The organism is Pseudomonas sp. C11, from assembly GCF_034683865.1.
Taxonomy (GTDB): Bacteria; Pseudomonadota; Gammaproteobacteria; order Pseudomonadales; family Pseudomonadaceae; genus Aquipseudomonas.
In genome coordinates this window covers 207,050-232,491 of record NZ_JAWIIP010000005.1, presented here as the reverse complement: position 1 = coordinate 232,491, position 25,442 = coordinate 207,050, and the positions used below count along the sequence as shown (strand labels likewise).

Sequence of the window (25,442 nt, the reverse complement as noted above, 5' to 3'; positions counted from 1 at the left end):
CCCAGTCGTAGGGTGGACGACGCTCTTTTCGTCCACCGTGTGTGTCCTGGGATGAAAGCGCCACACTGCACCCAGATCGTGGGAGGGACTTTCGGCTCTGGCATCCTGCTTCGCTCTACCTCCTGCATCCATGCAGTCGCAGCCGCGACCTTGAACTGTCGCCGCTAAAGCGCCTCCCACAGGGGCATCGATCAACCTTTCACCGGTAACCACCCATGCCCACCCGCCGCGACCTGCTCGCCGACCTGATCGCCTTCGACACCACCAGCCGCGAATCCAACCTGGCGCTGATCGATTACGTGCGTGCCTATCTGGCCGGGCTTGGCATCGACAGTGAGCTGCTGTTCAACGCCGAACGCAGCAAGGCCAACCTCTATGCGCGCATCGGCCCGGCCGGGGCGGGTGGGGTGATGCTGTCCGGGCACAGCGACGTGGTGCCGGTCGATGGTCAGGCCTGGACGCTGCCGGCCTTCGCCCTGAGCGAACGCGACGGACGCCTGTACGGGCGTGGCACGGCGGATATGAAGGGCTTCATCGCCTGCGTGCTGGCGTCACTGCCGCGCTTTCTCGCCGCGCCGCTGCGCCTGCCGCTGCACATCGCCATTTCCTATGACGAGGAGGTCGGCTGCCTCGGCGTGCGCAGCCTGGTCGAGCGCCTGCGCGCCAGCCCCGAGCGCCCGGCCATCTGCCTGATCGGCGAGCCCACCGAGATGCGTCCGGTGCTTGGCCACAAGGGCAAGCTGGCAATGCGCTGCGAGGTGCACGGCGCCGCCTGCCATTCGGCCTATGCGCCGCAGGGGGTGAATGCCATCGAGTACGCGGCGAAACTGATCGGCCACCTCGGCGAGATCGGTGAGCGCCTGGCCGCGCCCGAGCGCCATGACGACCGTTTCTACCCGCCGTACTCCACGGTGCAGACCGGCGTTATCCAGGGCGGCCGTGCCCTGAATATCGTGCCCGCCGAATGCCGCTTCGATTTCGAGATGCGCGCGCTGCCGGCTGATGATCCGCAGCAGGTTGCCGCCGAACTGCGCGACTATGCCGAGCGCGAGCTGCTGCCGCGCATGCGTGCGGTGAGCGCGGCCAGCGACATCCGTTTCGGCGAGCTGTCCAGCTATCCCGGCCTGCTCACCGACGCCGCCAGCGATGCGGCGCGGCTGCTGGCGCTGATCGCCGAGCGCGAGGATTTCACCACCGTCGCCTTCGGCACCGAAGGCGGCCTGTTCGACGCGGCCGGCGTGGCTACCGTGGTCTGCGGCCCCGGCAGCATGGAGCAGGGGCACAAGCCGGACGAGTTCGTCACTCTCGAACAGCTCGAGCGCTGCGACGCCCTGCTGGCGCGCCTGGCGAGCTGGATGCAGCAGGCCCAGGGCTGATGCCGGGCAAGCCCGTGTGGCTGCCAGCCTTGTTCCTTTGTGCTTGATCCCTGATTTCTGCAAATGCTTCACGCTCGGATAAGCGGGCGATCTGCTAAGGTGCGCGGCGCGCCTGTCGTCTGGCCCAAGGGAGAAGAAGCAATGAAGGGAATCAAGCGTTGGTTGCTGACGAGCCTGTGTCTGCTCGTGCTGCTGGTGGGCTACACCAAGGTCATGGGACGCCTGGCTGGCGGCCCGGCACCGTTGATGGAACCCGTCGCACAGGCCGATCTGATCACCGTCGACAAGGCTCAGCGGCGCCTGCAGCTCTGGCGAGAAGGTACGGTGCTGAGCGAGTACCGCATCGTCCTCGGCGCGGCGGGCGACGAAGGGCACAAGCAGCGTGAAGGTGACCAGCGCACGCCCGAGGGGCGCTACCTGATCGACTGGCGCAATGCCAAATCCATGGCCTACCTCAGCCTGCACATCGCCTACCCGAACTCGCAGGATCAGGCCGCCGCTGCCGCGCGCGGTGAGAGCCCCGGCGGCAACATCATGATCCACGGCCTGCCCAATGGCTGGGGCTGGCTCGGGCCGCTGCATCACCTGTGGGACTGGACCGATGGCTGCATCGCCGTGAGCAACGACGAGATGCGCGATATCTGGCTGCGGGTCGCCAACGGCACGCCGATCGAGATTCACTGAAGTTTCATCGACGTGCTCGGTGCGCCGGGCCTGTGCGCCGGCTAGAAACGTCGCGTCTGCAGCAATTGCTCGAGTACCCGCGAGGCGGCCCGGAACGGCACCGACATGTGATCCTCGCCGGCTTCGACCTGGAAGCTGCTGCGCAGGCCGAAGCCTGACAGGGCGTCCAGCCGCCGGTACAGGGCGCCTGCATCCTCAATCTCCTGTGCGCTGTCGCGCTCGGCCATGAGCAGTGTCAGGCTGTTGTGCAGGGGCTTGATCCGGCCTTCGCGCACCTGCTGGGTAAAGGCCTGTTCGTGCGCCAGCAGGTAGTGGTCGTGCCACCACAGGCTGGGGCTGATGGCGACCAACTGCTGGAACAGATGCGGGCGGGTGAACAGCGTATAGGTGGCGAACATGCCGGCGAACGAATGCCCGACCAGGCTTCGCTGATCCTCGTCCACCTTGTAGCGGCGCGCCACCTCGGGCATCAGGCGTTGCTCGATGAAATCGAGAAACTGATCCTGCCCGCCCTGGGGCGGGTCGTTGCGCGCGGCCGATACCGGCGGCGAGAAGTCGTAGGAGCGGCGGAGGAAGTCCAGCGGTGTATCGCTGGGGTAGCCGATGCCGACCAGGATCGAGCCGCGCAGACGTTCCTGGCTGCGCTTGGCGGCATGGAAGGCCGCAAAGTAGGCATTGCCATCGAGCAGGTAGACCACCGGGTAGCCGCCGGTATAGGGCACCTTGCCCTCCGGCAGGCTGACCATGATGCGGTATTCGCGGCCCTCGGCGCTGCTCAGCGTCCACGCCTCGCTGCCGTCCAGGCTCACGGGGGCGGCCTGCAGGCTGCCGGCACAGAGGCTCAGCAGCAGGCCGATGACTAGCAGGTACTTGCGCATGCGTCCTCCCTACCAGCGATAGCTGAGGCTGGTGACCAGGCTGCGCGCTTCGCCCCGGTAGCAGTAGCCGTCCAGGCAGGTGATGTAGCGCTTGTCGAGCAGGTTGCTGGCGTTGAGCGCCAGGCGCACGCCGTCGAGCGAGCCGCCGAAGTCGTAATGGATAGCGGCATCGACCAGGGTGTAGGCGTCGTTCTGGTTGCTGTTCTCGGCATCGGCGTAGGTGCTGCCGACATAGCGCGCACCGCCGGAGAGGCCGATGCCCATGGGCAGGCGGTAATCGAGCCAGGCCGAGGCGAGATGGCGCGGCACGTTTTTCGGCTCCTTGCCTTCGTTGCCATCGTTGCTGCGGGTGACTTCGGCGTCGTTGAAGCTGTAGCTGGCGGTCAGGCGCAGGCGGTCGCTGAGATCGGACACCGCTTCCAGTTCCAGGCCACGCGAAACCTGCTCGCCGGTCTGCAACTGGTTCAGCAGATCGTCGGGGTCACTGGTCAGCACGTTGCTTTGCGTCAGGTGATAGAGCGACGCCGTGAGCAAGGTGGCGCTGCCGGGCGGTTGGTATTTCACGCCGACCTCGTACTGCTCGCCTTCGGTGGGCTTGTAGGCTTCGCCCTGCACATTGGTACCGCTCTGCGGCAGGAAGGATTGCGCGTAGCTGGCGTAAGGCGCGATGCCATTGTCGAACAGGTAGAGCACGCCGACCTGGCCGGTGGTGGCGTCGTCGTGGGTCTTGTCGCGGGTGTCGCTGAGGTTGTTCAGAGTGCGTGCGTTGACCCAGTCCTGGCGCAAGCCGGCGGAGAAGCGCCAGCGCTCCAGTTCGATCTGATCCTGCACATACAGGCCGCTGCGGTGCTCGACGCCGTCGAGGTCGGCCCAGATGGTGTCGGGTTTGGCGATTGCCTGATGGTAGTCCGGGGCGTTCATGTCGATGCTCGGCGCCACGCCGCTGGCGTAGATCACCGAGTAGTCGAGGCGCGCATAGTCCAGCCCGGTGAGCAGGGTATGGCTCAGCGCGCCGGTGTCGAAGCGGCTGACCAGGCGCGTGTCGGTGGTCAGCGAGTTCATGTCCTCGTACACGCCGTAGCTGGTTCGGTTCAGCGTGTGGCCATCGCCGGAGTCGCTGGCGCTGAGGTACTGGTTGGTGGTGTCGACCCGGCCATAGCGCAGGTTCTGTTGCAGGCTGACGCTGTCGCTGAGCTGGTGTTCGAACTCGTAGCCCAGCGTCCATTGACGCTGGTGCAGCTTGTCGAAGTATTCATCGCCCGGCCAGAAGTCGGTCAGCGTTTCGCCCGCCTGGTAGGGGCGCGGCGAGCCGGCGGTCTGGCGTTCCTGATACTGGCTGATAAGGGTCAGCTTGGTGTCCGGGTCGAGCTGCCAGCTCAGGGTCGGCGCGAGCAGGTTGACGTTGTCGTCCACCTGTTCGATAGAGGTTTGCGAGTCGCGCACCACGCCGACCACGCGGTACAGCAGATCCCCCTGCTGGTCGAGCTTGCCGCCGACATCGAACTGGCCCTGGCGGTGCTCATCGCTGCCAGCCTGCACCTGGACTTCGTTGACGGCCTCTAGGCTGGGGCGTTTGCTGATGCGGTTGACCAGGCCGCCAGGGCTGATCTGACCGTAGAGCACCGAGGCCGGACCTTTGAGCACCTCGATACGTTCGAGGTTGTAGGGCTCGGTGGAAAAGTACGACAGCCAGCCGGTGTTGGGTTGGCGCAGGCCGTCGAGGAAGTCCGCTGCGATGGTGGTCTCGAAACCGCGCACGTAGATCTGGTCGTAGCGCGGGTCGAGGCCCGAGTCACCGACGCGAACGCCAGCGACATAAGCCACAGCGTCTTCGACACTGCCCGCCTTGCGGTCGGCGATCTGCTCGGCGGTGACCACGCTGACGCTCTGTGCGGTTTCCAGAATCGGTGTGTCGGTCTTGCTGGCGCTGCTCGCTCGCTCGGCGTGATAGCCCGAGACCGGAGCGAAGGCGCTTGCCGGCAGACGGCCCTCGACCTGCATGGGCTGCAGCTCGATGGAGCTGGCGGTGCTGTCGTCGAGGGCAATCACGTAGCCCTCGCCCTGCCTGCGTGCCACCAGCCCGCTGCCCTGCAACAGGATGGCGAGGGCGGATTCCAGCGAACTGCCGGCCGGCGCCCCGGCGGTCTGCTTGCCGCTGACCTGTTGCGGTGTGTACGACAGGGTCACGCCCGCCTCCTGCGCCAGCGTGCTGAGGGCCTGATTCAAGGGGCCTGGCGCAATGGCTGGCAGGCTGGCGGAGTCGGCGCTGGCATTGGTCAGGGGCACGAATGTGCCAACGGCAAGGGCGAGGCTGATGGCGGCGGCGAGTGGCCGCAGGGTGGCGAAGGTGGTCATGTCGGAAGCTCATGCACAGGGATGATGACTCCCATACCGGACGAACTCGAAAAGTCCGCCAAAAAAATCAGGCGGCGGGTTAATGCCAGTCAGTTAGGCGTCGACGTTGCCAATGCGTAGGAGCGGCGCCCCGCCGCGAACCAGGGCGATGCGCAATTGAAGAGCTTCGCTCCGGGGCGGGGCTCCTACGAAAGTCCGCATTGGCAACCTTATCTGATCGGCATCAGACAACGGGCTTCAGGCGCACCCACCAGCGGGTGCGCTCGACCACCCGTACCGGCAGCAACTGGCTGAGGTTGGCCAGCAACTCGTCAGGCGCATCGAGGCGGAACACGCCGGAAAGGCGCAGGCTGGCGATGGCATCGTCGCAGCCGAGCCAGCCGCGTCGGTAGCGCCCGGCCTCGGCGAGAAAGTCCGCCAGGCGTATGTCATTGACTACCAGCAGCCCGCGCGCCCAGGCGAAGGGATCGATGGCGCTGGATCCGGCAGGGTGATAACCGGCGGCGCTGATCTGCAGCCCTTCGCCGGCGTTCACTCGGCGGACGCCATGCGCGCCACTGACCTCGACGCTGCCGCGCGCCACATGCAGCGTGGTGCTGCCTGTCTGGCGCAGGACGAAACGCGCCGCATCGGCCCGGCATTCGGCATGGCGGCAACTGACTGCGAGTTGCTGGCCATCGAGCAAGATTTCACCCTCGAGCAGTCTCAGGCGCTGGCCATCGAGGTCGACACGGGTGGCGGTATTGAGTTGCAGCTCGGCGCTGCTCAGGTTTACGCGGCGGCGCTCGCCGGTGGTGGTGGCGTAATCGCCGCGCCAGTCGCGCAGTTGCGTGCCGGCCGTCAGGGCGCTGCCGCCCCCGACCAGCAGTACACCGAGTAATTTCAGCGTGCGGCGGCGCTGCAGATCGGTCTCGGCGCGCTGCAGCGCATGCAGGGCCTGGTGCGGCTCTGGCAAGTGCTGGCGGGCATTGTGGAACAGGCCAGCCATGCCATTGATGCGCTGCCAGGCCAGCTCATGCCTGGGGTCTGCGTTGCGCCAGGCCTGCAGGGGCGCGTGCAACTGGGCGTCCGTGCCCATCTGGCGCAGGTGCATTTCCCAGGCGATGGCGCTGCGGATGATGGCCAGGGGTAGACGCTCGTCGCTGTCGTTCACGGGGTCGGCTCGTAGATCAGTTGGTAGCAGCGCAAGGCTGCCGTGGCTACATGGCGCTCGGCCGTGCGGCTGGAGATGCCCAACTGGCGGGCGACTTCGGCGTGCGTGAGGTCGCCCAACTGATAGAGCAGGAAGGCGTCGCGCACCTGGGACTTGAGGCCGTCGAGCAGGCGGGCGATCTGTTCCAGGCACTGCAGCGCTTCATGGCGGACTTCCGGCGAGGGCTGATGCTGCTCCGGCAACTGCGCCATGGCCTCCAGATAGGCGCGCTCGAGGGCGTTGCGGCGCCAGTGATCGATCACCAGACCGCGCGCGATCCGTGCCAGCAGCGCCCTGGGCGCCTGGTCGGTGATCGGTTGCTTGCGCAGCAGCAGACGCAGGAAGGTGTCCTGGGCCAGGTCGGCGGCCTGCTGCGAACAGCCCAGGGTGCGCCGTAGCCAATGGTTCAGCCAGCCGCAATGGGCGCCATAAAGAACCTCCAGGGGAATGGCCTGCGGCGAGTCGGATGGGGGCATGATCGATCTGGAGTTCAGGGGCGGGAGCGCACGAGCGGCTACATTAAATAGGAATAGTTCGTATTTCAATCCTGGCGTCTGTTTTATGCCTGCTTCCGCCCCCGGCTCTTTGGGTCGGCTACTGGGCGGCGTCTATGCTGGGTATGCTTCTTGCCGCCGAAACACCAGGCATTCCTTCAACGACGGAAGGTGAACCATGCAGGAAATGATCGCGCTCGCGGGTATCGTGATGGCTCTGGGGTTGGGCGCTGCCAGCCCCGGGCCGAGCTTCGTGATGGTCGCCCGAGAGGCAGTGGCAACCTCACGCCTCAATGCGCTGGCGGCTGCACTGGGTATGGGCTTTGGCGGGTTGCTGTTCGCCACGGCGGCGCTGCTCGGGCTGCAGGCGTTGTTCCAGGCCGTGCCGCTGGCGTACCTGCTGCTCAAGGTGCTCGGTGGCCTCTACCTGGCCTACCTGGGCTACCGCATATTTCGTGGCGCGCGCGAGCCCCTGGCGCTCGCGGTCACGGACGAAACGACCAGCCGTCCGTTGCGGCGATCCTTTCTGCTGGGGTTGAGCACTCAGGTCAGCAACCCGAAAACGGCCATCGTCTATGCCAGCGTGTTCGCCTCCTTTCTCCCAGGAGCCGTGTCCTGGACACTGGCGCTGGGCTTGCTGCTCAGCGTGTTCCTGGTCGAGTTCGGCTGGTACGCCGTCGTCGCCACGCTGCTGTCGGCCAGCGCCCCACGCCGGGCCTACCTGCGCAGCAAGGTGTGGGTCGACCGGCTGGCAGGGGCGATCATGGTGGGCTTGGGCATTCGTCTTATCGCTGGCGCTGCCAGGCCTTAACCGAACGACCTTACTAACTGCGATACAGCTTGAGGCTCTCGACTCGCGCCCGGTAGGCGCCGAGGCGTTCCTTGAGCTGATCCTTGTGGGCGCTGGCGACACAGTGCAGCAGCACGTTCAGGGCGCTGGTCAGGCCGCCGGTGGATTCGAGGATCAGCCCGGTCTTGGTCTTCATGGTGACGATGTATGGCGTGTCGATATGCTTGGCGATGCCGTATTCGTCGGTGAACACCACCAGGTCGGTGTTCTGCTGCAGGCAGTTGTTGGCGAAGGCGATGCCGGCGTCGGCGTAGGGCGCGATGTCGATGAGGATCACGCAGCAGCGCTGGTTGTGGCTGTCCAGCCACTGGCCGAGCACGCCGCTGTAGAGGTCGAGAAATTCCACCCCCGAGCGCACCAGGGCCAGGCGGTTGGCGAAGTCCTCGGCCAGCCCACGAATGGTCTGGAAGCCGCAGACGAATACCCGTTCGGCATCGCCCACGCGCGCCACGATATCGCGCCAGTGCTGGCTGCCGAGCAGTTCGGCGAAGGCGCGCAGCGCTTCGATTTCCTCGTTGAGGTGGGCCACCAGGTCTTCCGGTTGCTCGACCCGCTCGATCAGCGCCGGGTTGAGCAGCGATTGCACGCGCACTTCGTCGCGCAGCTCGTCCTTCAGGCTCTTCAGGCCCTTGTAGCCGAGCCGGCGCAGGAAGCGGCTGACCGTATTGGGGCTGACCCCGCTCTTGGCTGCCAGAGTGGCGCCGTTCTCGAAGGCCAGGGTTTCCAGGTTGGCCTGGATGTAGACCCACAGGGTGCGCTCGGCCGGCGTCAGCTTGCCTTCCAGGTGTTGCATCTTGCCATCGAGCATGTCCGATTCCCCTGCCATGCCAAATCGTTCTGACATTTAAATGTCAGTATATTGATCTTTGGAAGAAATATATTCTACTCTGCAGTCGTAACGCAAAGAGCTGTCGATTGGCCGCTGTTTGGGTGAGAGAGCCAGCAGAAGTCTTTCCACCTCGTCGCCGACGCTCGCGCTTCCTGCCGCAACAAGCAAATGTCGCGCCCTGCGCGGCCACAACAGTGGAGAACAGGAACATGCCCATACTGCGTCATCTCGCCCTGTGCGTCGCGCTTGGCAGCGGCCTCGTCACCGGCGCCGCCCAGGCCGCCGAAGAACTGCGCCTGTACAACTGGGGCGACTACATCAACCCCGAGGTGTTGACCCGTTTCACCGCCGAGACCGGCATCAAGGTGTCGCTCGACACCTACGGCAGCAACGAAGAGATGCTGGCCAAGCTGCAGGCCGGCGCCAAAGGCTACGACATCGTCTTCCCCTCGGTGCACATGCACGACACCATGGCCGCCCTCGGGCTGCTGGAGAAGACCGACATCAACCAGGATGCCGCCTTCGCCAATATTGATCCGGCCTTCCTGCGTTCCAAGTCCGACCCCACGGGCGAATACTGCATGCCCTACGCCTGGGGCACGGTGGGCATCTTCTACAACAAGAACAAGGTCTCCAAGCCGATCGAGAGCTGGGACGACTTCTTCGCCGAGGCCAAGGCCGGCAAGAAGGTGATCATGCTCGATGATATGCGCGAGACCCTCGGCGTCGGCCTGATCAAGGACGGCAAGTCGGTCAACAGCACCGACCCGGCCGAGCTCAAGCAGGCCGCCGCCTGGCTGATCGAGCGCAAGCCGCTGATATCCGCGTTCACCTACGACAGCGTGCCGATGGTGCAATCCGGCGACGCCGCCGCCTCGCACTATTTCGTCGGCGCCATGATGTACGTGAAGCAGGATCCGCAGAACCTCGCCTACGTCATCCCCAAGGAAGGCGCGACCATGTACCAGGAGGACATGTGCGTGCTCAAGAGCGCGCCGAACAAGGCCAACGCCAAGCGCTTCATGAGCTTCTTCCTGCAGCCGGAGATCGCCGCGCTGAACACCGCGCAGCAGATGAACGGCACGCCGAACAAGGAAGCGCTGAAACTGCTGCCGGCCGAGTTGCGTGACAACCCGCAGGTCAACCCGCCGGCCGATGTCATGGCCAAGCTGCAGATCTTCCAGGATCTGGGCAAGGGCCTGAAGCAATACGACCGGGTGTGGACGCGGGTGCGTACCGCCAACTGAGCCCGCCAGGTCGCGGCTGAAGCCCTGTAGGAGCGGCTTCAGCCGCGATTACTCCGATATTGATGGAGCCCTCCATGACCGCTTTCACCCAAACCGCGCCGGTGGTCGAGATCCGGGGCGCGGTGAAGCACTACCGTGCGCCGGAAGGTCACCTGGTGCGTGCCCTCGATGGCCTCGACCTGGCTGTCGGCAGCAATGAATTCGTCACCCTGCTGGGGCCGTCCGGCTGCGGCAAGACCACCTTGCTGCGTACCATCAGCGGCTTCGAACAACTCGATGGCGGCGAGCTGCTGATCCAGGGTCAGCCGATGAATCTGGTGCCGCCGCATAGGCGCCCGGTGCATACGGTGTTCCAGAGCTACGCGCTGTTTCCGCACATGAGCATCGGCGACAACGTCGGCTATGCGCTGGACGTGCGCGGCGTCGCCAAGGCCGAGAAAATTCAGCGCGTCGGCGAGGCACTGGAAATGGTCGGCCTGGGCGGCATGGAGCGGCGCAAGCCCGGCCAGCTCTCCGGTGGCCAGCAGCAACGTGTGGCGCTGGCCCGTGCCATCGTCGACCGCCCGGCACTGCTGTTGCTCGACGAGCCGCTGTCGGCCCTCGACCGCCAGTTGCGCCAGGCCATGCAGCGCGAGCTGAAGAACCTGCAGCACGAGCTGGGCATCGCCTTCGTCTTCGTCACCCACGACCAGGAAGAAGCGCTGACCATGAGCGACCGCATCGTCGTGCTCAATGGCGGCCATATCCAGCAGATCGGCGCCCCGGCGGAGATCTACCACCGCCCGGCCAACGCCTTCGTCGCCGGTTTTATCGGCGAGAGCAACCTGTTCGACGTGCACGTCGGCTCGATCGACGACGGCATCGCCTACCTGCTCGACAGCCAGGGCGACCTGTTGCAGGCGCACCACCCCGACCTGTGCGTCGGCCAGTATGCCCAGCTCATACTGCGCCCCGAGCAATTCCACCTGCAGTGCCCCGGCGAGGGCTTCGCCGCGCTGGAAGGGCGCCTCGAGCAGCTGCTGTTCATCGGCAAGGACTTCGAATTGCTGCTGCGCACCAGCCACGGCCGCCTGGTCAAGGCGGTGCTGCGTGACGCCGCGCCGCAACGCCTGCGCACCGGCGACAACGTGCAGCTCTGGTACGGCCTGGAGGCCGCGCACCTGATCCCCGGAGGTGCCTGATGCTAATGCGCGAGCGCCTGCGCCTGGTCGGTCTGCTGACCCCGGTGACGCTGATCATCGGTGTGTTCTTTCTCGCCCCGCTGACCATCATGGCCGTCTACAGCCTGCTCGAACCGGGGCTCTACGGCGGCGTCGAGTGGAGCTTCTACCCGGACAACTTCGGCCGTGTGCTGGGCTGGGCCGATGGCACCAACGAGGAGTTCGATCCGGTCTACCTGGAGATCATCCTGCGCTCGTTCAAGCTGGCCGCGCTGACCGTGCTGGCGACCCTGGCGCTGTGCTACCCGGCAGCCTTCTGGGTGGCGCGCCAGCCTGAGCGGATGCGCAACTTCTGCCTGTTCCTGATCACCCTGCCGTTCTTCACCAGCCTGATCGTGCGCCTCTATGCCTGGCTGCTGATCCTGCGCCCTAGCGGCGTGATCAATACCGCGCTGGCGGCACTGGGCTTCTACAACCCGGTGGAGCTGATCTACACCGAGACGGCGGTGCTGATCGGCATGACCTACATCTTCATCCCGTTCATGTTCATGCCCGTCTACGCCAGCGTCGAGAAGCTCGACAAGCGTCTGCTGGAAGCCTCGGCGGATCTCGGCGCGAGCCGCTGGCAGAGTTTCTGGAAGGTGATCTTCCCGCTCACCCTGCCGGGCATCGCTGCCGGCTCGATCATCGTCTTCATCCCCAGCCTGGGTAACTTCATCGTGCCGTCACTGCTCGGCGGCGCGCGCGTGCTGATGATCGGCAGCCTGGTCGAGCAGCAGTTCCTCGCCGCGCGCAACTGGCCGTTCGGCGCCGCCCTGGCGATGCTGCTGATGGCCGCGGTGCTGGTGTGCCTGGTGCTCTACGTGCTGGCGCAGGGGCGCAACAGCGCACAGGAGGCCAGCCGATGAGCACCTTGTTCGCCAACCTCGGGCGCCGTCTGCTGGGCGGCTACAGCCTGGCCTTCTTCGTCTTCCTGTACCTGCCGATCGGCCTGATCGTCGCCTACTCGTTCAACAGCAACCCGATCAACATGATGATCTGGGACGGCTTCAGCCTGGACTGGTATCGCTCGCTGTTCGGCCTGTCCACCAACCTCAGCGAGAACGCGCTGTACGTCGAATCCACCGACCAGTTGCTGGCAGCGTTGCGCACCAGCCTGGTGGTGGCGCTGACCACCACGGCGATCTCCACGGTAATCGGCACGCTCACCGCGCTGGCGATTGCGCGCTATCGCTTCCGCTTGCAGACGTTCTACCGGGTGTTGCTGTTCATGCCGATGCTGATGCCCGACATCGTGCTCGGCATCGCCCTGCTGATCTTCTTCGTCGGCGTCGGCATGCCGCTGGGCAAGGGCTCGATCATCATCGGCCACTGCACCTTCCTGATCAGCTACGTGTTCCTGATCGTCAGCGCACGCCTTGCCGGTATGGACACGCGCCTGGAGGAGGCCTCGGCCGATCTCGGGGCCTCGCCCTGGACGACCTTCCGCCGGGTGACCCTGCCGCAGATCCTGCCCGGCGTGATCGGCGGTGCGCTGCTGGCGTTCATCATCTCGATGGACGACCTGGTGATCACCTACTTCATCGCCGGTGTGGACTCCACCACGCTGCCGGTCTTCATCTACGGCATGATCCGCCGCGGCATAAAGCCGGAGATCAACGCCATCGCCACCCTGCTACTGATCGCCTCGCTGCTGATCGCCGCCCTCGGCCTGTACCTGCGCAACCGCAAGCCTGCCACTTCCCAGGATGACTCCCATGGCTAAACCTCGCGCCCGCGAACTCGGCCTGCCGCTGCCCGGCACCCCCGGCCCTTGCAACGCCATCACCGACGTGCCCGGCGTGCTGGTCGGCTACCGCACCCTCGATGGCGTGGCCGACAACGGCCGGCGCATCCAGACCGGCGTCACCGCCATCCTGCCGCGCGGTCGCGATAGCGAGCCGCAGCCGGTGTGGGCGGGCTTCCATGCGCTCAACGGCAATGGCGAGATGACCGGTACGCACTGGATCGAACACGGCGGCTACTTCGTCGGCCCGCTGTGCATCACCAACTCGCACAGCGTCGGTATCGTCCACCACGCCGCCGCGCGCTGGACGATCCGCCAGTACGCCGATTCCTGGCAGCGCGAGCACCTGTGGGCCATGCCGGTGGTGGCCGAGACCTATGACGGGGTGATCAACGACATCAACGGCCAGCATGTCAGCGAGGCTGATGCCCTGGCTGCGCTCGATGCGGCAAAGGGCGGCGCCATCGCCGAAGGCAACGTCGGCGGCGGCAACGGCATGATCTGCTACGGCTACAAGGGCGGCACTGGCAGCGCCTCGCGCCTTGTCGAAATCGACGGCCAGACCTACACCCTCGGCGCCCTGGTGCAGGCCAACCATGGCCAACGCGCCTGGCTCAAGGTCTGTGGCGTGCCGGTCGGTGAGCGGTTGGAAGATGAACTGCCGGCCGGGCTGGAGCGCGAGCGTGGCTCGATCATCGTCATCCTCGCCACCGACGCGCCGCTGCTGCCGCACCAGCTCAAGCGCCTGGCGCAGCGCGCCGGCCTCGGTATCGCCCTGGCCGGCACGCCGGGTGGTAACAACTCCGGCGATATCTTCCTCGCCTTCAGCGTGGCCAACCCACGGCCCTTGCCGCAGGTGTCGCAGACGCGGCTGAACCTCGACTACCTCAACGACGAATGTTTCGACGCCCTGTACCTGGCCGCCGTGCAGGCTACCGACGAGGCGGTGCTCAATGCCATGCTCGCTGCTGAGGATTCGCCGATGCAGAAGCCCGAAGGGATGTGCCGGGCCATCGATGGCGAGCGTTTGCGCCAACTGGTGGTCGGGGCGTGATGCGTAGCCCGGATGCAATCCGGGGGACAGGCGATACCGAGTCCCTGGATTGCATCCGGGCTACGTGAAGCGCGCTCGCGCTTGAGCAGGTGCGCCGTTCGCCGCAGCGTGTTTAGATCGCGTGCTTATCGAACCTGCCTGCAAGGAAGGACAGCATGATCACCTGCTATCTGCGCTATATCGTCGATCCCTACAAACTCAAGGAATTCGAGCACTACGCCAAGCTGTGGATCCCCTTGGTAGAGCGCTTCGGCGGCACGCACCACGGTTACTTCCTGCCGTCCGAGGGCGCCAACGACGTGGCCCTGGCGCTGTTCAGCTTCCCCAGCCTGGCCGAATACGAACGTTATCGTCAGGACTCCTTCGCCGACGCCGAGTGTCAGGCGGCCTTCCGCTACGCCGAAGAGACGCGCTGCATCCTCAGCTACGAGCGCAGCTTCTTCCGGCCTGTGTTCGAGTAGGCGGGCTAGCAGGCTGTTGAAAAACTACCTGCGTTGGCAATACTGCGTTAAAAACAGCCTCAAAATGCTCATTTACAACACGTAAACTGCGCTTTTTCGGCTGTTTTTGCCTTGTCTTGCCTGCCTCGCCTACGTTTTTCAACGGCCTGCTAGGCTGCGACTTCGCGCTTCTCGCCCAGTTCCGCCTTGCAGTAATCGACGAACAGCTGCGCCGGCTTGGTCAGTTGCGCGCGCTTGAGCCAGGCGGCGACCAGGCCGGAGCCGGTGACGTCTTCGGTGATGCTCACGCACACCACCTGCTTGCCGTCATAGGTGGTGTTGCAGTGAGGGCGGGTGACCAGCACGGAGAAGCCGAAGCCCTGGCCGACCATGCCGCGCACCATCTCGATGGAGGGTGAACTGAACACGATGTTCGGCGACAGGCCCAGTTCCTCGAAGATGCTCACGAAGTAGTTCCGGCTCGGCAGCACGTCGAGCAGGATCATCGGGTCGAGCACCAGGTCGCGCAGCGACACCTGCGCCTGGGCAGCGAAGCGGTGGCCTTCAGGCAGCAGCGCGTAGGGCCGCTGTGGCGGCATCAGCGGTTCGGTCTCGATGGTGCCGTCCAGGTCGTGTTCGTAGAAGATCGCCAGGTCGAAGCGGCCGGCGGTCAGGCCCTGCACCAGCTCGTGCTGTTCGCCGTCGTGCAGGCGGATTTCCACGCCCGGGTAGCGCTGGCGAAAGCCGGCGATCAGGCGCGGCAGGTAAAGCGGGGCGACCGTCTCGAAGCAGCCGATATCGATCTGCCCGGCGACCACATCGTTGTCGGCCAGGGCGTTCTGTTCGAACTCGTGCGCCATGCGCAGCAGCTCCTGCGCCTTGCGGTAGAAGCGCGCGCCACTGGGGGTGAGCGACACGCCCTGGGCATGGTGGCGGATGAACAACTGCACGCCGAAGCTCTCTTCCAGGCCCTTGATCGCCGTGGAGATGGACGGCTGGGCGATGTACAGCTTGCGCGACGCCTCGGCGACGCTGCCGCACTCGACGGTGGTGACGAAATACTTGAGTTGACGCAGGGTGTAGGCAGCCACGCAAGGAACCTCGGACGATCTTCTTCTGGCTCTCACCATACCCGCAGATCAGGGGGCGGTAGGCGAGCATCTTGTTTGCCAGTGGCCATATTTTTTATGGCTCCGGGCGGGGGATGCCTTGCAAGAGTCGTACTCGGTGCGGGTAGTGGGCGTGTGAATCATTTGGTGGGCTGAAGCCCACCCTACGTGCTGAAGCGGATCGCCGCCCGGCCCACCCTACCGGGGTGTGGGGCGGGCTGAAATGGTGCGTGGTGTGGGGCGGTTTGGTGTGCTTCGCGTCAGGCGTGGCGCGGCCTGGCGGCGCGTCGTTGGGTATTTGCACAAGGAGTTGGCGGGCTGCACTGCCTTGGTGCGGGTGTGACCATCTTTTTCGTATGTCCCGGCGACATTTTTAATATTTTTCCTATCTTCGGGCTTGCGCCACCATCAGTTCCGCAACCGCCAAACGGTACAAGGGGACTGTGGTGTACGAACTCAGCGACTGGCAGCAACGCGCCCGGCAGCAAGCCTTCATCGAACAGGCCATCATCGGTGGTCGCCGTGTGGCGGCGCAGTCCGGCGCCACCTTCGCGGCCATCAACCCGGCCACCGGCCAGGTGCTGGCGCAGGTCGCCGCCTGTGGTGAGGCCGAGGTCGAACTGGCCGTGCGCAGCGCCCGCCAGGCCTTCGAGGCGGGCGTCTGGTCGCAGCGCACCCCGGGCGAACGCAAGCAGGTGCTGCTGCGCCTGGCCGAGCTGATCCTGGCCCATCGCGACGAACTGGCGCTGCTCGATTCGCTGAACATGGGCAAGCCGGTGATGGATGCCTGGAACATCGACGTGCCCGGCGCTGCCGGCGTGTTCCGCTGGTACGCCGAGAGCCTCGACAAGCTCTACGACGAGGTCGCGCCCAGTGCGCGCAACGTGCTGGCCACCATCACCCGCGAAGCGCTGGGCGTGGTCGCCGCCGTGGTGCCGTGGAATTTCCCCCTGGACATGGCCGCCTGGAAGCTGGCGCCGGCCCTGGCCGCCGGCAACTCGGTGGTGCTCAAGCCCGCCGAGCAGTCACCGTTCTCCGCCCTGCGTCTGGCCGAACTGGCGTTGCAGGCCGGTTTGCCGGAAGGCGTGCTGAACGTGGTGCCGGGCCTCGGCGAGAGCGCCGGCAAGGCCCTGGGCCTGCATATGGATGTCGACTGCCTGGCCTTCACCGGCTCCACCGAGGTGGGCAAATACTTCATGGGCTACTCGGCGCAGTCCAACCTCAAGCAGGTGTGGCTGGAGTGCGGCGGCAAGAGCGCCAATCTGGTGTTCGCCGATTGCCAGGATCTTGATCTGGCCGCCGAGAAGGCCGCCTTCGGCATCTTCTTCAATCAGGGCGAGGTGTGCTCGGCCAACTCGCGCCTGCTGGTGCAGCGTTCGATCCACGATGAGTTCGTCGAGCGCCTGCAGGCCAAGGCGCACGACTGGCTGCCCGGCGACCCGCTCGACCCGGCCAGCCGTGCCGGTGCCATCGTCGAGGCGCGGCAGACCGCGCGCATCATGGAGTTCATCAACGGCGCCCAGGCCGACGGTGCACGCCTGGTCTGCGGCGGCCAGCAACTGACCGTGGGCGGCTCGGATAACTTTATCGCGCCGACCATCTTCACCGGCGTTACGCCGAGCAGCCGCCTGGCCCGCGAGGAAGTCTTCGGCCCGGTGCTGGCGGTGCTGCCATTCGACAGCGAGGACGAAGCCGTGGCCCTGGCCAACGACAGCGTCTACGGCCTGGCCGCCTCGCTGTGGAGCGACGACCTCAACCGCGCCCACCGTGTCGCCCGCCGCCTCAAGGCCGGCACCGTGTCGGTCAACACCGTCGATGCGCTGGACGTCAGCACGCCGTTCGGTGGCGGCAAGCAGTCCGGCTTCGGCCGCGACCTGTCGCTGCATTCGTTCGACAAGTACACCCAACTGAAAACCACCTGGTTCCAGCTCCGTGGATAGCCGATGCGGCGTGGCGATGGCTATCGCTGCGCTGTACCCATCCTGCGAGTGATGACAAGAATCCACGGAGACCTTGCGATGACTGCCCCGAAGCACAGCACAGCCGAATACCAGGCACTGGATGCGGCGCACCATATCCATGCCTTCCTCGACCAGAAGGCGCTCAACGAAAAGGGCGCGCTGGTGATCGCCAAGGGTCGGGGTCTGAACCTCTGGGACACGGACGGCAAGCGCTATCTGGATGGCATGTCCGGCCTGTGGTGCACCGCGCTGGGCTATGGCCGCGCCGACCTGAATGCCGCCGCAACGCGCCAGCTCGAAGAGCTGCCGTACTACAACCTGTTCTTCCACACCACGCATCCGCGCGTGGTGGAGCTGTCCGAGCTGCTCTTCAGCCTGCTGCCCAAGCACTACAGCCACGCCATCTACACCAACTCCGGCTCCGAGGCCAACGAGGTGCTGATCCGCACCGTGCGCCGCTACTGGCAGGTGGTGGGCAAGCCGAGCAAGAGCATCATGATCGGCCGCTGGAACGGCTACCACGGCTCCACCCTGGGCAGCACCGCGCTCGGCGGCATGGGGTTCATGCACGAGATGGGTGGCATGCTGCCGGGCTTCGCCCATATCGGTGAGCCCTACTACTTCGCCGAGGGCGGTGAGCTGTCCGAAGAAGCCTTCGGCCTCAAGGCCGCCCGTGAGCTGGAAGCGAAGATCCTCGAACTGGGCGCCGAGAACGTCGCTGCCTTCGTTGCCGAACCCTTCCAGGGCGCTGGCGGCATGATCTTTCCGCCGGCCAGCTACTGGGCCGAGGTACAGCGCATCTGCCGCCAGTACGACGTGCTGCTCTGTGCCGACGAAGTGATCGGCGGCTTCGGCCGTACCGGCGAGTGGTTCGCCCACCAGCACTTCGGCTTCCAACCGGACACCCTGACCATCGCCAAGGGCCTGACCAGCGGCTACATCCCCATGGGCGGCCTGGTGCTCAGCGGCCGCATCGCCGACGCCCTGGTGCAGGAAGGTGGTGTGTTCGCCCACGGCCTGACCTACGCCGGCCACCCGGTGGCGGCTGCCGTGGCCATCGCCAACCTCACCGCGCTGCGCGACGAGAAGATCGTCGAGACGGTCAAGGCCGACACCGGGCCGTACCTGCAGAAATTGCTGCGCGAGACCTTCGCCGACCATCCGCTGATCGGCGATGTCCAGGGCAGCGGCCTGGTCGCCGCGCTGCAGTTTGCCGAAGACAAGGCCACGCGCAAGCGCTTCGCCAACGAGAACGACATCGCTTGGCACTGCCGCACGGTCGGCTTCGACGAGGGGCTGATCATTCGCTCCACCCTCGGCCGGATGATCATGGCGCCGGCGCTGGTGGCCACGCATGCCGAGCTGGACGAACTGGTGGAGAAGACCAAACGCGCGGTGGATCGCACCGGGCGCGAGCTGAACCTGATGTGAGCCGAAGGCTGTAGGAGCGGCTAAAGCCGCTCCCACGAAAAGCCCCTGAAACCGCCCCACAGAGGGCGGCGAAGAACCAGGCGCCGATCCAACGAGGTCGGCCCGTATACGTGTAATTCGGCCACTGGCCAATCCCTGCCCCACGCAAACCAATAACGAGCCAACAGGCTGTGGGAGTGCTACATGAAATCGTCCTTGCGCCACCGTATCGTCCGTTCCTTCGCGTGCACCGCACTGGCTGCCGGCATGGCTGCCACCGCCCAGGCCGGCACCCTATCCATCGGTCACACCACCTGGGTCGGCTACGGCACCCTGTACCTGGCCCGTGACCTCGGCTACTTCAAGGAAGCCGGCCTCGACCTGCAACTGACCACCATCGAGGAAGCCTCGATGTACATGGCCGCGCAGGCCTCGGGCAAACTGTCCGGCTCGGCCTCGACCATCGACGAAATCCTCAAGTACCGCTCCAAGGACTTCTGCTTCAAGGCGGTGGCGGCGCTGGACGAATCCCACGGCGGCGACGGCATCGTGGTGCAGAACGACATCGCCGACATGCAGGGCCTCAAGGGCAAGGCGGTAGCGGTCAACGAGGGCTCGGTGTCGCAGTTCTGGCTCAGCTACCTGCTGAAGAAGGCCGGTATGAGCATGAGCGACATCGAGGTGCAGAACATGACCGCCGATGATGCCGCCTCGGCCTTCATCGCCGGCCACGTACCGGCGGCGGTGACCTGGGAGCCGAACCTGACCATGGTCAAGCAGAAGGGCAGCGGCAAGGTGCTGGTCGACAGCAGCGCTACACCCGGCGTGATCGTCGACGTGGTGGCGCTGGACTGCGGCGTCATCGAGAAGCAGCCGGAAGACGTCAAGGCGCTGGTTGCCGGCCTGTACAAGGCGGTCGAGTACACCAAGCAGAACCCGGAGAAGGCCTACGAGATCATGGCCAAGGGTGTTGGCGGCTACCTGTCCGATCCCAAGGATCTGGCCGAAGCGGCCAAGGGCGTGAAGTTCTACGACCAGGCCATGAGCGAGAAGCTGCTCGGCACCCCCGGCAAGGCCGGCGACATCGCCGAGATCATCAAGCTGGCCAACGAGACCTGGAGCACCCTGCAGGGCAAGCCTTACGCGGTGAGCTATGAGGATCTGGTGGATACCTCGTTCGTCGCACCGTAAGTGCTCTGCTCCCCTCTCCCACTTGTGGGAGAGGGGCCGGGGGAGAGGGTTGGAAGCATGCGCATGAAGGTGTCTTCCCCTCTCCCTAGCCCTCTCCCCAAAGGGGCGAGGGGACTGACGGTGGTCACCTGCCGTTTTCCGTGCGTCTTCCCAATACCCGCAACACGAGGTGGTTAATGGCCACGCAAAAATCCTGGGTGCAGCGCTGCCTGACCCCGAAAGTCGACCTGCCTGGTCGTTTGGTGCTGGGCGCTAGCAGCCTGTGCTGGCTGCTGGTGCTCGGCCTGTGGGCGCTGCTGTCCTATGGCGGCGTGGTGCCGTCGATGTTCCTGCCGACGCCGGGCGACGTGATCGCCGCCGGCGTGCGCCTGGCCGGCGACGGCACCCTGAGCAAGCATGTGCTGGCCAGCCTGGAAGTGGTGCTGATCGGCTTCGTCGTGTCGTCCCTGGTGTCGGTGCCGCTGGGCCTTTTGATGGGCAGCTTTCGCATCGTCCAGGCCTTTCTCGAACCGCTGGTCAACTTCATCCGCTACCTGCCGGTGACCAGCTTCGTGCCGCTGTTCATTCTGTGGATCGGCATCGGCCTGGAACAGCGCGTGGCGGTGATCATCTTCGGCGTGTTCTTCCAGCAACTGGTGATGGTCGCCGACGTCTCCAAGGGCGTCTCGCGTGACCTGCTCAACGCCAGCTACACCCTCGGCGCCAGCCGCCGCGACGTGGTGCTGCACGTGCTCGGCCCGGCCTCGCTGCCCGGCATCCTCGACACCCTGCGGGTGACCATGGGCTGGGCCTGGACGTATCTGGTAGTGGCCGAACTGGTCGCCGCATCCAGTGGCCTGGGTTACATCAGCCTCAAGGCCATGCGCGGCTTCCAGGTGGATGTGATCTTCCTCGCCATCGCCATCATCGGCCTGCTCGGGCTGATCACCGATCAACTGTTCCGTCTGCTTCGACTGAGGATTGCCGCATGGGCGCAGTAGCCAAGAAACCCTACATCATGCCGCCGCTCAGCGCGTACGCCGAGGTCGCCGCGCGGCTCAAGGTGGACAACGTCAGCCTGCGCTACCAGTCGCCCAAGGGCGACACCTTCACCGCACTGGATCGCGTCTCCTTCGAGGTGCCGGATCAGCAGTTCGCGGTGATCGTCGGCCCGTCCGGCTGTGGCAAGTCGAGCCTGCTCTACCTCACCGCCGGCCTCAACGAGCCCACCGAGGGCGAGATCTACGTTGGCGGGCAGAAGGTCGACGGCCCCGGCGCCGACCGTGGCATGGTGTTCCAGGGCTACACCCTGTTCCCCTGGCTGACCGTGCGGCAGAACATCGAGTTCGGCCTCAAGCGGCGCAAGCTGCCGGCCAGCGAGATCCGCACCATCGTCGAGTTCTACCTCAACGAAGTGGGCCTGGCGAAGTTCGCCGAGCATTACCCTAAGCAGCTTTCCGGCGGCATGATGCAGCGCGTGGCCATCGCCCGTGCGCTGGCCAACGACCCGCAGATCCTGCTGATGGACGAACCCTTCGGCGCCCTCGACAGCCAGACCCGCCTGCAGATGCAGCAACTGCTGCTGCAGGTGTGGGGCAACAGCAAGAAGACCGTGGTGTTCGTCACCCACGACATCGACGAAGCCATCCTGCTCGCCGACCGCATCTACGTGATGGGCGCGCGCCCGGGGCGGATCAAGGAAATTCTCGACGTGCCCATCGAGCGCCCGCGCACCCTCGACGTGGTCATGGAGCCCGAGTTCATCCGCATGAAGCGGCATATCCTCGGCCTGCTGCACGATGACATGGAAGAGGTGCATTGAGATGGAAGGCAGCTTCGACTACCTCATCGTCGGTGCCGGCTCGGCTGGCTGCGTGCTGGCCAACCGCCTGAGTGCCGACCCGGCCGTGCGCGTGTGCCTGATCGAGGCCGGCGGCAGCGACGCCAGCCCGCGCGTGCAGGTACCGGCCGGTACCATCACCCTGTACAAGAGCAAGGTGTTCAGCTGGAACTACTTCTCCGCGCCGCAGAAGCACCTCGCCGGGCGTCGCCTGCACACACCGCGTGGTAAGGCCCTCGGCGGCTCCAGCTCGATGAACAGCATGATCTACATCCGTGGCGATGCCAGCGACTACGACCGCTGGGAAGCTGCCGGCTGCCCCGGTTGGGGCTGGAACGACGTGCTGCCGTATTTCAAGAAATCCGAAGGCAACTGCCTGGGCCAGTCGCTGCACTACCACGGCACCCAGGGCGAGCTGCTGGTGGACAAACCGCGCGACCCCAACCCGCTGTCCGAGCGCTACATCCGCGCTGCCGAGCAGATCGGCCTCAAGCGCAACGACGACTTCAACGGTGGCAGCCTGGAAGGCGTAGGCCTCTACAACGTCACCCAGAAGAACGCCCGGCGCCTGTCCAGCTACCGCGCCTTCGTCGCCCCGGTGCGTAAACGCGACAACCTCGTCGTGCTGACCGGCTGCGAAGTCGAGCGCCTGCTGCTCGATGGCGAGCGCGTCACGGGTCTGGAGCTGCGCCAGAACGGCCAGTGGCGCACCCTGCAGTGCACCCGCGAGACCATCCTCTGCGCCGGCGCGCTGGGCTCGGCGCATATCCTGCTGAAATCCGGCATCGGCCCGAAGGCCGAGCTTGAGGCGGCCGGCGTGGCCTGCAAGGTCGACCTGCGCGGCGTCGGCAAGAACCTGCAGGATCATATCGACGGCACCCTCACCGTGCGCTCGAAGAGCCCGCTGTCTCTGGGCTTCTCCATCGGCGCGCTGCCGAAGATCATCGCCTCGCCGTTCAAGTACCTGGCGCAGAAGATGGGCTGGCTGACCACCAACTACGTCGAAGCTGGCGGCTTCGCCCGCACGCCGTTGGCAGGCGACCTGCCCGACGTGCAGATGCACTTCGTGCCCGGCTACCGCAGCCATCGCGGCCGTCTGTTCGAGTGGGGCCACGGCTACGCCATCCACACCTGCGTGCTGCGCCCGAAGAGCATTGGCGAAGTGCGCCTAGGCGAGGGCCGCAGCCTGAGCATCGACTTCAACTTCTTCAGCGACGAGCAGGACGCCCGCGTGCTGGTGGAAGGGGTCAAGCTGGCGCGCAGCATTCTCGCCCAACCACAGTTCGCCGATATCCGTGGCGAGGAGATGCTGCCCGGCCCGCAGGTGCAAAGCGACGAGGAACTGCTGGCGCACCTGCGTGAGAAGGCCGCCACCGTGTTCCACCCGGTGGGCACCTGCAAGATGGGTAGCGACGACGCAGCAGTGGTCACGCCCGAGCTGAAGGTGCGCGGCGTGGCCAACCTGCGCGTGGCCGACGCCTCGATCATGCCGACGCTGATCAGCGGCAACACCAACGCGCCGTGCATCATGATCGGCGAGAAGGCGGCCGACCTGATCCGCCAGGGCTGAGCTTGGCTCAGCCCGTCTTGCGCTTGCCCGTCGACAGGCGCGAGACGCCCAGCAGCACCAGCGCCAGGCCGGCGATCTGGTACAGGGTGATGGCCTCGCCGAGCAGCACCCAGGCGGCGAACAGCGTCAGCACCGGGCCCAGGTTGCCGAACAGGGCGGCATGGCTGGCGCCCATGCGCTGCACGGCCAGGGCCAGCCAGTAGATCGGCAGCACCGTCGACAGCAGCGCCATCAGCGCGCCGTACAGCCACACTTCGCCCGGCAGGCTCGCCAGTTGCGTCGGGTCACCGCTGATGGCGTAGTGGGTCAACACCATGATCGCCGAGGAACCGCCGGCCAGCCCCGCCAGGCGCATCGAGCCGACCCGCCGAATCACCACGCCGGTGCCCAGGTAGTACAGGGCGTAGGTCACCGCGCTGGCGAACACCCAGGCAGCGCCCAGCAGGATCTGCTCGCTGTCGCCCTCGACGCGGATGTCATGCACCAGGGCGATGCTCAGGCCCAGGTAGCACAGACCCAGGGCGAGGAAGGTGCGCGGGCCCGGTCGCTCGCCCATCGCCAGCATCTGCAACAGCAGCACCAGCGTCGGATAGGTGAACAGGATCAGCCGCTCCAACCCGGCGCTGATGTACTGCAGGCCGTAGAAGTCGAACAGGCTCGACAGGTAGTAGCCGAGCATCCCCAGCAGCAGAACGTGCGCCCAGTCCTTGGCTGACAAGCGAGCTTGCCCGGTGCCCCGGCTCAGCCACAGCAGCCAGGCGAACAGCGGCAGCGCCAGGCCCATGCGCAGACTCAGCACGGTGATGGCGTCCACCGGCGCGGCGGCATAGCTGAGTTTGACGAAGATGGCTTTCAGGCTGAAACCGGTGGCCGAGAGCACGGCGAACAGCACGCCGTTATCCAGGCTGCGGCGGTACGAGGCGGTCATGGCATTCATGGACAGAGCTGCGACAGTGGAGTGAGCTGTTATTCTGGATGGAAAACAAATTGGCCAGAATCGCAAATTCACGAAGATGGCGTTCTGATTTGGAGAAAGCTCTATGCATTTCGACCTGCCCGACCTGCGCCTGATCGTGGCGATTGCCGCCACTGGCAGCCTGAGCAAGGCGGCGGCGACCTTTCCCGTCGCGGTGTCGGCAGCCAGCACCCGCCTGCGCCTGTTCGAGGAGCGCTGCGGCCTGACGCTGTTCGTGCGCAGCAGCGACGGCATGACTCTGACGCCGGCCGGGCGCCTGGTATTGGAAGCCTGCCAGGGCGTGCTGAGGGAAGCCCGTTTGCTCACCCAGGCCGTCGAGGAGCTCAGGGGCGAGCGGCGCATCACCCTGCGCCTGGGTGCGTCCACCGTGGCCAACAGCACCTTCCTGCCGGCGGCGCTCGGCCCCTTCCTGGCCGACTACCCGGAAGTGGATCTGCAATTGGCCGAGCAGGGCAGCAAGGCCGTGCTGAGATCGGTGCGGGAGGGCGCCATCGACATCGGTGTGTACGACGGCAACCTGCCTACCGATGAACTCCTGTCGCTGCCGTTTCGCAACGACCGTCTGGTGATGCTGGTACCGCACGGGCATGCGCTGATCGGCCAGCGCGCGGCCTCGCTACGCGATGCGCTCAACTACCCCTTCGTCTGCCTGCCGGCGGAGCGGGCGATGCAGCGCTTCGTCGAGTACATGGCGGTGCGTAATGCCTTGCCGCTCAAGGTACGGGTGCGTGCGCCGAGCTTCGACGCCATCGCCCAACTGGTGGCGCAGGGCGTTGGCGTATCCATGCTGCCCGAGGTCGCCGCGACCCGCTTCGCCCAGGAACTGCCGGTGGCGGTGGTGATGCTGGAGGACGTCTGGGCCACCCGCGAATTGCGTCTGTGCGTGCGCAGTTGGGAGGCGCTGTCATCCCATGCGCGGCAACTGGTCAGCTACCTCTCCCCCGAGCCGCCATCCGGCGACAGCCTGGGCACGTGACGTAGGAGCGGCTTCAGCCGCGATAGAACCGCTCGCCGCTAAAGCGCCTCCCACGGTGTGTTGCCTGACCGGCTGCGCTCCGATG

The 25,442-nt window shown here is 65.7% G+C and carries 23 protein-coding genes; 16 read left to right on the top strand and 7 right to left on the bottom strand.

What is annotated here, in order from left to right:
- The first annotated feature begins 215 nt into the window (after positions 1–215).
- The gene (gene argE, locus VC352_RS10570; protein WP_322979518.1) at positions 216–1,376 is read left to right on the top strand and encodes an acetylornithine deacetylase; all 1,161 of its coding nucleotides are present in this window, start codon (positions 216–218) and stop codon (positions 1,374–1,376) included.
- A gap of 141 nt (positions 1,377–1,517) precedes the next feature.
- Entirely contained in the window at positions 1,518–2,060 is a 543-nt protein-coding gene (locus tag VC352_RS10565) for a L,D-transpeptidase family protein (RefSeq protein WP_322979517.1), read from the top strand.
- A 41-nt stretch (positions 2,061–2,101) separates the two neighbouring features.
- Here VC352_RS10565 and VC352_RS10560 read toward each other — a convergent pair whose 3' ends face one another.
- From VC352_RS10560 to VC352_RS10545, 4 genes are all read right to left on the bottom strand, one after another.
- Entirely contained in the window at positions 2,102–2,938 is an 837-nt protein-coding gene (locus tag VC352_RS10560; protein ID WP_322979516.1) for an alpha/beta hydrolase, read from the bottom strand.
- Between the two features lie 9 nt (positions 2,939–2,947).
- A complete protein-coding gene (locus VC352_RS10555; RefSeq protein WP_322979515.1) occupies positions 2,948–5,293 on the bottom strand; it encodes a TonB-dependent siderophore receptor in 2,346 nt (781 codons plus the stop codon).
- 223 nt (positions 5,294–5,516) lie between these two features.
- On the bottom strand, positions 5,517–6,446 hold the full coding sequence (locus VC352_RS10550; RefSeq protein ID WP_322979514.1) for a DUF4880 domain-containing protein: 930 nt from the start codon (positions 6,444–6,446) through the stop codon (positions 5,517–5,519).
- Positions 6,443–6,961 carry a sigma-70 family RNA polymerase sigma factor gene (locus tag VC352_RS10545; protein ID WP_322979513.1) on the bottom strand — a complete coding sequence of 173 codons (519 nt, stop codon included), beginning with the start codon at positions 6,959–6,961 and terminating at the stop codon, positions 6,443–6,445. Before VC352_RS10545 ends, VC352_RS10550 begins: the two co-directional genes overlap by 4 nt.
- Before the next feature lie 196 nt (positions 6,962–7,157).
- Between VC352_RS10545 and VC352_RS10540 the strand changes: the two genes are divergently transcribed.
- On the top strand, positions 7,158–7,790 hold the full coding sequence (locus VC352_RS10540) for a LysE family translocator (protein WP_322979512.1): 633 nt from the start codon (positions 7,158–7,160) through the stop codon (positions 7,788–7,790).
- A 13-nt stretch (positions 7,791–7,803) separates the two neighbouring features.
- Here VC352_RS10540 and VC352_RS10535 read toward each other — a convergent pair whose 3' ends face one another.
- Positions 7,804–8,655 carry a MurR/RpiR family transcriptional regulator gene (locus VC352_RS10535; protein WP_322979511.1) on the bottom strand — a complete coding sequence of 284 codons (852 nt, stop codon included), beginning with the start codon at positions 8,653–8,655 and terminating at the stop codon, positions 7,804–7,806.
- Positions 8,656–8,867: 212 nt separating this feature from the next.
- On the opposite strand from VC352_RS10535, the gene VC352_RS10530 reads away from it, so the two are divergent.
- From VC352_RS10530 to VC352_RS10505, 6 genes are all read left to right on the top strand, one after another.
- On the top strand, positions 8,868–9,905 hold the full coding sequence (locus tag VC352_RS10530; protein ID WP_322979510.1) for a spermidine/putrescine ABC transporter substrate-binding protein: 1,038 nt from the start codon (positions 8,868–8,870) through the stop codon (positions 9,903–9,905).
- 74 nt (positions 9,906–9,979) lie between these two features.
- The gene (locus VC352_RS10525) at positions 9,980–11,086 is read left to right on the top strand and encodes an ABC transporter ATP-binding protein (protein ID WP_322979509.1); all 1,107 of its coding nucleotides are present in this window, start codon (positions 9,980–9,982) and stop codon (positions 11,084–11,086) included.
- Positions 11,086–11,973, top strand: a complete 888-nt coding sequence (locus tag VC352_RS10520) for an ABC transporter permease (protein WP_322979508.1) — start codon at positions 11,086–11,088, stop codon at positions 11,971–11,973. Before VC352_RS10525 ends, VC352_RS10520 begins: the two co-directional genes overlap by 1 nt.
- Positions 11,970–12,830: an ABC transporter permease gene (locus VC352_RS10515; RefSeq protein ID WP_322979507.1), complete on the top strand. Its 861-nt coding sequence runs from the start codon at positions 11,970–11,972 to the stop codon at positions 12,828–12,830. Before VC352_RS10520 ends, VC352_RS10515 begins: the two co-directional genes overlap by 4 nt.
- The gene (locus VC352_RS10510) at positions 12,823–13,905 is read left to right on the top strand and encodes a P1 family peptidase (protein ID WP_322979506.1); all 1,083 of its coding nucleotides are present in this window, start codon (positions 12,823–12,825) and stop codon (positions 13,903–13,905) included. Before VC352_RS10515 ends, VC352_RS10510 begins: the two co-directional genes overlap by 8 nt.
- A gap of 155 nt (positions 13,906–14,060) precedes the next feature.
- Positions 14,061–14,366: an NIPSNAP family protein gene (locus tag VC352_RS10505; RefSeq protein ID WP_322979505.1), complete on the top strand. Its 306-nt coding sequence runs from the start codon at positions 14,061–14,063 to the stop codon at positions 14,364–14,366.
- 149 nt (positions 14,367–14,515) lie between these two features.
- Here VC352_RS10505 and VC352_RS10500 read toward each other — a convergent pair whose 3' ends face one another.
- Positions 14,516–15,436, bottom strand: coding sequence for a LysR family transcriptional regulator (locus VC352_RS10500; protein ID WP_322979504.1), 921 nt, complete (start codon positions 15,434–15,436; stop codon positions 14,516–14,518).
- Between the two features lie 464 nt (positions 15,437–15,900).
- On the opposite strand from VC352_RS10500, the gene VC352_RS10495 reads away from it, so the two are divergent.
- The 6 genes from VC352_RS10495 to VC352_RS10470 all read left to right on the top strand — a co-directional run bounded on the left by VC352_RS10495 (position 15,901) and on the right by VC352_RS10470 (position 23,405).
- Positions 15,901–17,394 (top strand): aldehyde dehydrogenase, encoded by a 1,494-nt coding sequence (locus VC352_RS10495; protein WP_322979503.1) that lies wholly within the window; start codon positions 15,901–15,903, stop codon positions 17,392–17,394.
- A gap of 78 nt (positions 17,395–17,472) precedes the next feature.
- Positions 17,473–18,846 carry an aspartate aminotransferase family protein gene (locus VC352_RS10490; RefSeq protein WP_322979502.1) on the top strand — a complete coding sequence of 458 codons (1,374 nt, stop codon included), beginning with the start codon at positions 17,473–17,475 and terminating at the stop codon, positions 18,844–18,846.
- A 183-nt stretch (positions 18,847–19,029) separates the two neighbouring features.
- Entirely contained in the window at positions 19,030–20,016 is a 987-nt protein-coding gene (locus tag VC352_RS10485) for an ABC transporter substrate-binding protein (RefSeq protein ID WP_322979501.1), read from the top strand.
- 176 nt (positions 20,017–20,192) lie between these two features.
- Positions 20,193–20,996 carry an ABC transporter permease gene (locus tag VC352_RS10480; RefSeq protein WP_119694039.1) on the top strand — a complete coding sequence of 268 codons (804 nt, stop codon included), beginning with the start codon at positions 20,193–20,195 and terminating at the stop codon, positions 20,994–20,996.
- A complete protein-coding gene (locus tag VC352_RS10475; protein ID WP_322979500.1) occupies positions 20,984–21,817 on the top strand; it encodes an ABC transporter ATP-binding protein in 834 nt (277 codons plus the stop codon). The genes VC352_RS10480 and VC352_RS10475 overlap by 13 nt, the downstream gene beginning before the upstream one ends.
- A 1-nt stretch (position 21,818) precedes the next feature.
- Positions 21,819–23,405: a GMC family oxidoreductase gene (locus VC352_RS10470; RefSeq protein WP_322979499.1), complete on the top strand. Its 1,587-nt coding sequence runs from the start codon at positions 21,819–21,821 to the stop codon at positions 23,403–23,405.
- Positions 23,406–23,412: 7 nt separating this feature from the next.
- Here VC352_RS10470 and VC352_RS10465 read toward each other — a convergent pair whose 3' ends face one another.
- Positions 23,413–24,342 (bottom strand): DMT family transporter, encoded by a 930-nt coding sequence (locus VC352_RS10465; protein WP_322979498.1) that lies wholly within the window; start codon positions 24,340–24,342, stop codon positions 23,413–23,415.
- 103 nt (positions 24,343–24,445) lie between these two features.
- Here VC352_RS10465 and VC352_RS10460 point away from each other — a divergent pair, with 103 nt between their 5' ends.
- On the top strand, positions 24,446–25,357 hold the full coding sequence (locus tag VC352_RS10460) for a LysR family transcriptional regulator (protein ID WP_322979497.1): 912 nt from the start codon (positions 24,446–24,448) through the stop codon (positions 25,355–25,357).
- The last annotated feature ends 85 nt before the right edge of the window (positions 25,358–25,442 follow it).

Bases quoted from the DNA above. Each gene is read 5' to 3' on its own strand.
- argE (WP_322979518.1), top strand. From the start codon at position 216: ATGCCCACCCGCCGCGACCTGCTCGCCGACCTGATCGCCTTCGACACC.
- VC352_RS10565 (WP_322979517.1), top strand. From the start codon at position 1,518: ATGAAGGGAATCAAGCGTTGGTTGCTGACGAGCCTGTGTCTGCTCGTG.
- VC352_RS10560 (WP_322979516.1), bottom strand. From the start codon at position 2,938: ATGCGCAAGTACCTGCTAGTCATCGGCCTGCTGCTGAGCCTCTGTGCC.
- VC352_RS10555 (WP_322979515.1), bottom strand. From the start codon at position 5,293: ATGACCACCTTCGCCACCCTGCGGCCACTCGCCGCCGCCATCAGCCTC.
- VC352_RS10545 (WP_322979513.1), bottom strand. From the start codon at position 6,961: ATGCCCCCATCCGACTCGCCGCAGGCCATTCCCCTGGAGGTTCTTTAT.
- VC352_RS10540 (WP_322979512.1), top strand. From the start codon at position 7,158: ATGCAGGAAATGATCGCGCTCGCGGGTATCGTGATGGCTCTGGGGTTG.
- VC352_RS10535 (WP_322979511.1), bottom strand. From the start codon at position 8,655: ATGGCAGGGGAATCGGACATGCTCGATGGCAAGATGCAACACCTGGAA.
- VC352_RS10530 (WP_322979510.1), top strand. From the start codon at position 8,868: ATGCCCATACTGCGTCATCTCGCCCTGTGCGTCGCGCTTGGCAGCGGC.
- VC352_RS10525 (WP_322979509.1), top strand. From the start codon at position 9,980: ATGACCGCTTTCACCCAAACCGCGCCGGTGGTCGAGATCCGGGGCGCG.
- VC352_RS10520 (WP_322979508.1), top strand. From the start codon at position 11,086: ATGCTAATGCGCGAGCGCCTGCGCCTGGTCGGTCTGCTGACCCCGGTG.
- VC352_RS10515 (WP_322979507.1), top strand. From the start codon at position 11,970: ATGAGCACCTTGTTCGCCAACCTCGGGCGCCGTCTGCTGGGCGGCTAC.
- VC352_RS10510 (WP_322979506.1), top strand. From the start codon at position 12,823: ATGGCTAAACCTCGCGCCCGCGAACTCGGCCTGCCGCTGCCCGGCACC.
- VC352_RS10505 (WP_322979505.1), top strand. From the start codon at position 14,061: ATGATCACCTGCTATCTGCGCTATATCGTCGATCCCTACAAACTCAAG.
- VC352_RS10490 (WP_322979502.1), top strand. From the start codon at position 17,473: ATGACTGCCCCGAAGCACAGCACAGCCGAATACCAGGCACTGGATGCG.
- VC352_RS10485 (WP_322979501.1), top strand. From the start codon at position 19,030: ATGAAATCGTCCTTGCGCCACCGTATCGTCCGTTCCTTCGCGTGCACC.
- VC352_RS10480 (WP_119694039.1), top strand. From the start codon at position 20,193: ATGGCCACGCAAAAATCCTGGGTGCAGCGCTGCCTGACCCCGAAAGTC.
- VC352_RS10475 (WP_322979500.1), top strand. From the start codon at position 20,984: ATGGGCGCAGTAGCCAAGAAACCCTACATCATGCCGCCGCTCAGCGCG.
- VC352_RS10470 (WP_322979499.1), top strand. From the start codon at position 21,819: ATGGAAGGCAGCTTCGACTACCTCATCGTCGGTGCCGGCTCGGCTGGC.
- VC352_RS10465 (WP_322979498.1), bottom strand. From the start codon at position 24,342: ATGAATGCCATGACCGCCTCGTACCGCCGCAGCCTGGATAACGGCGTG.
- VC352_RS10460 (WP_322979497.1), top strand. From the start codon at position 24,446: ATGCATTTCGACCTGCCCGACCTGCGCCTGATCGTGGCGATTGCCGCC.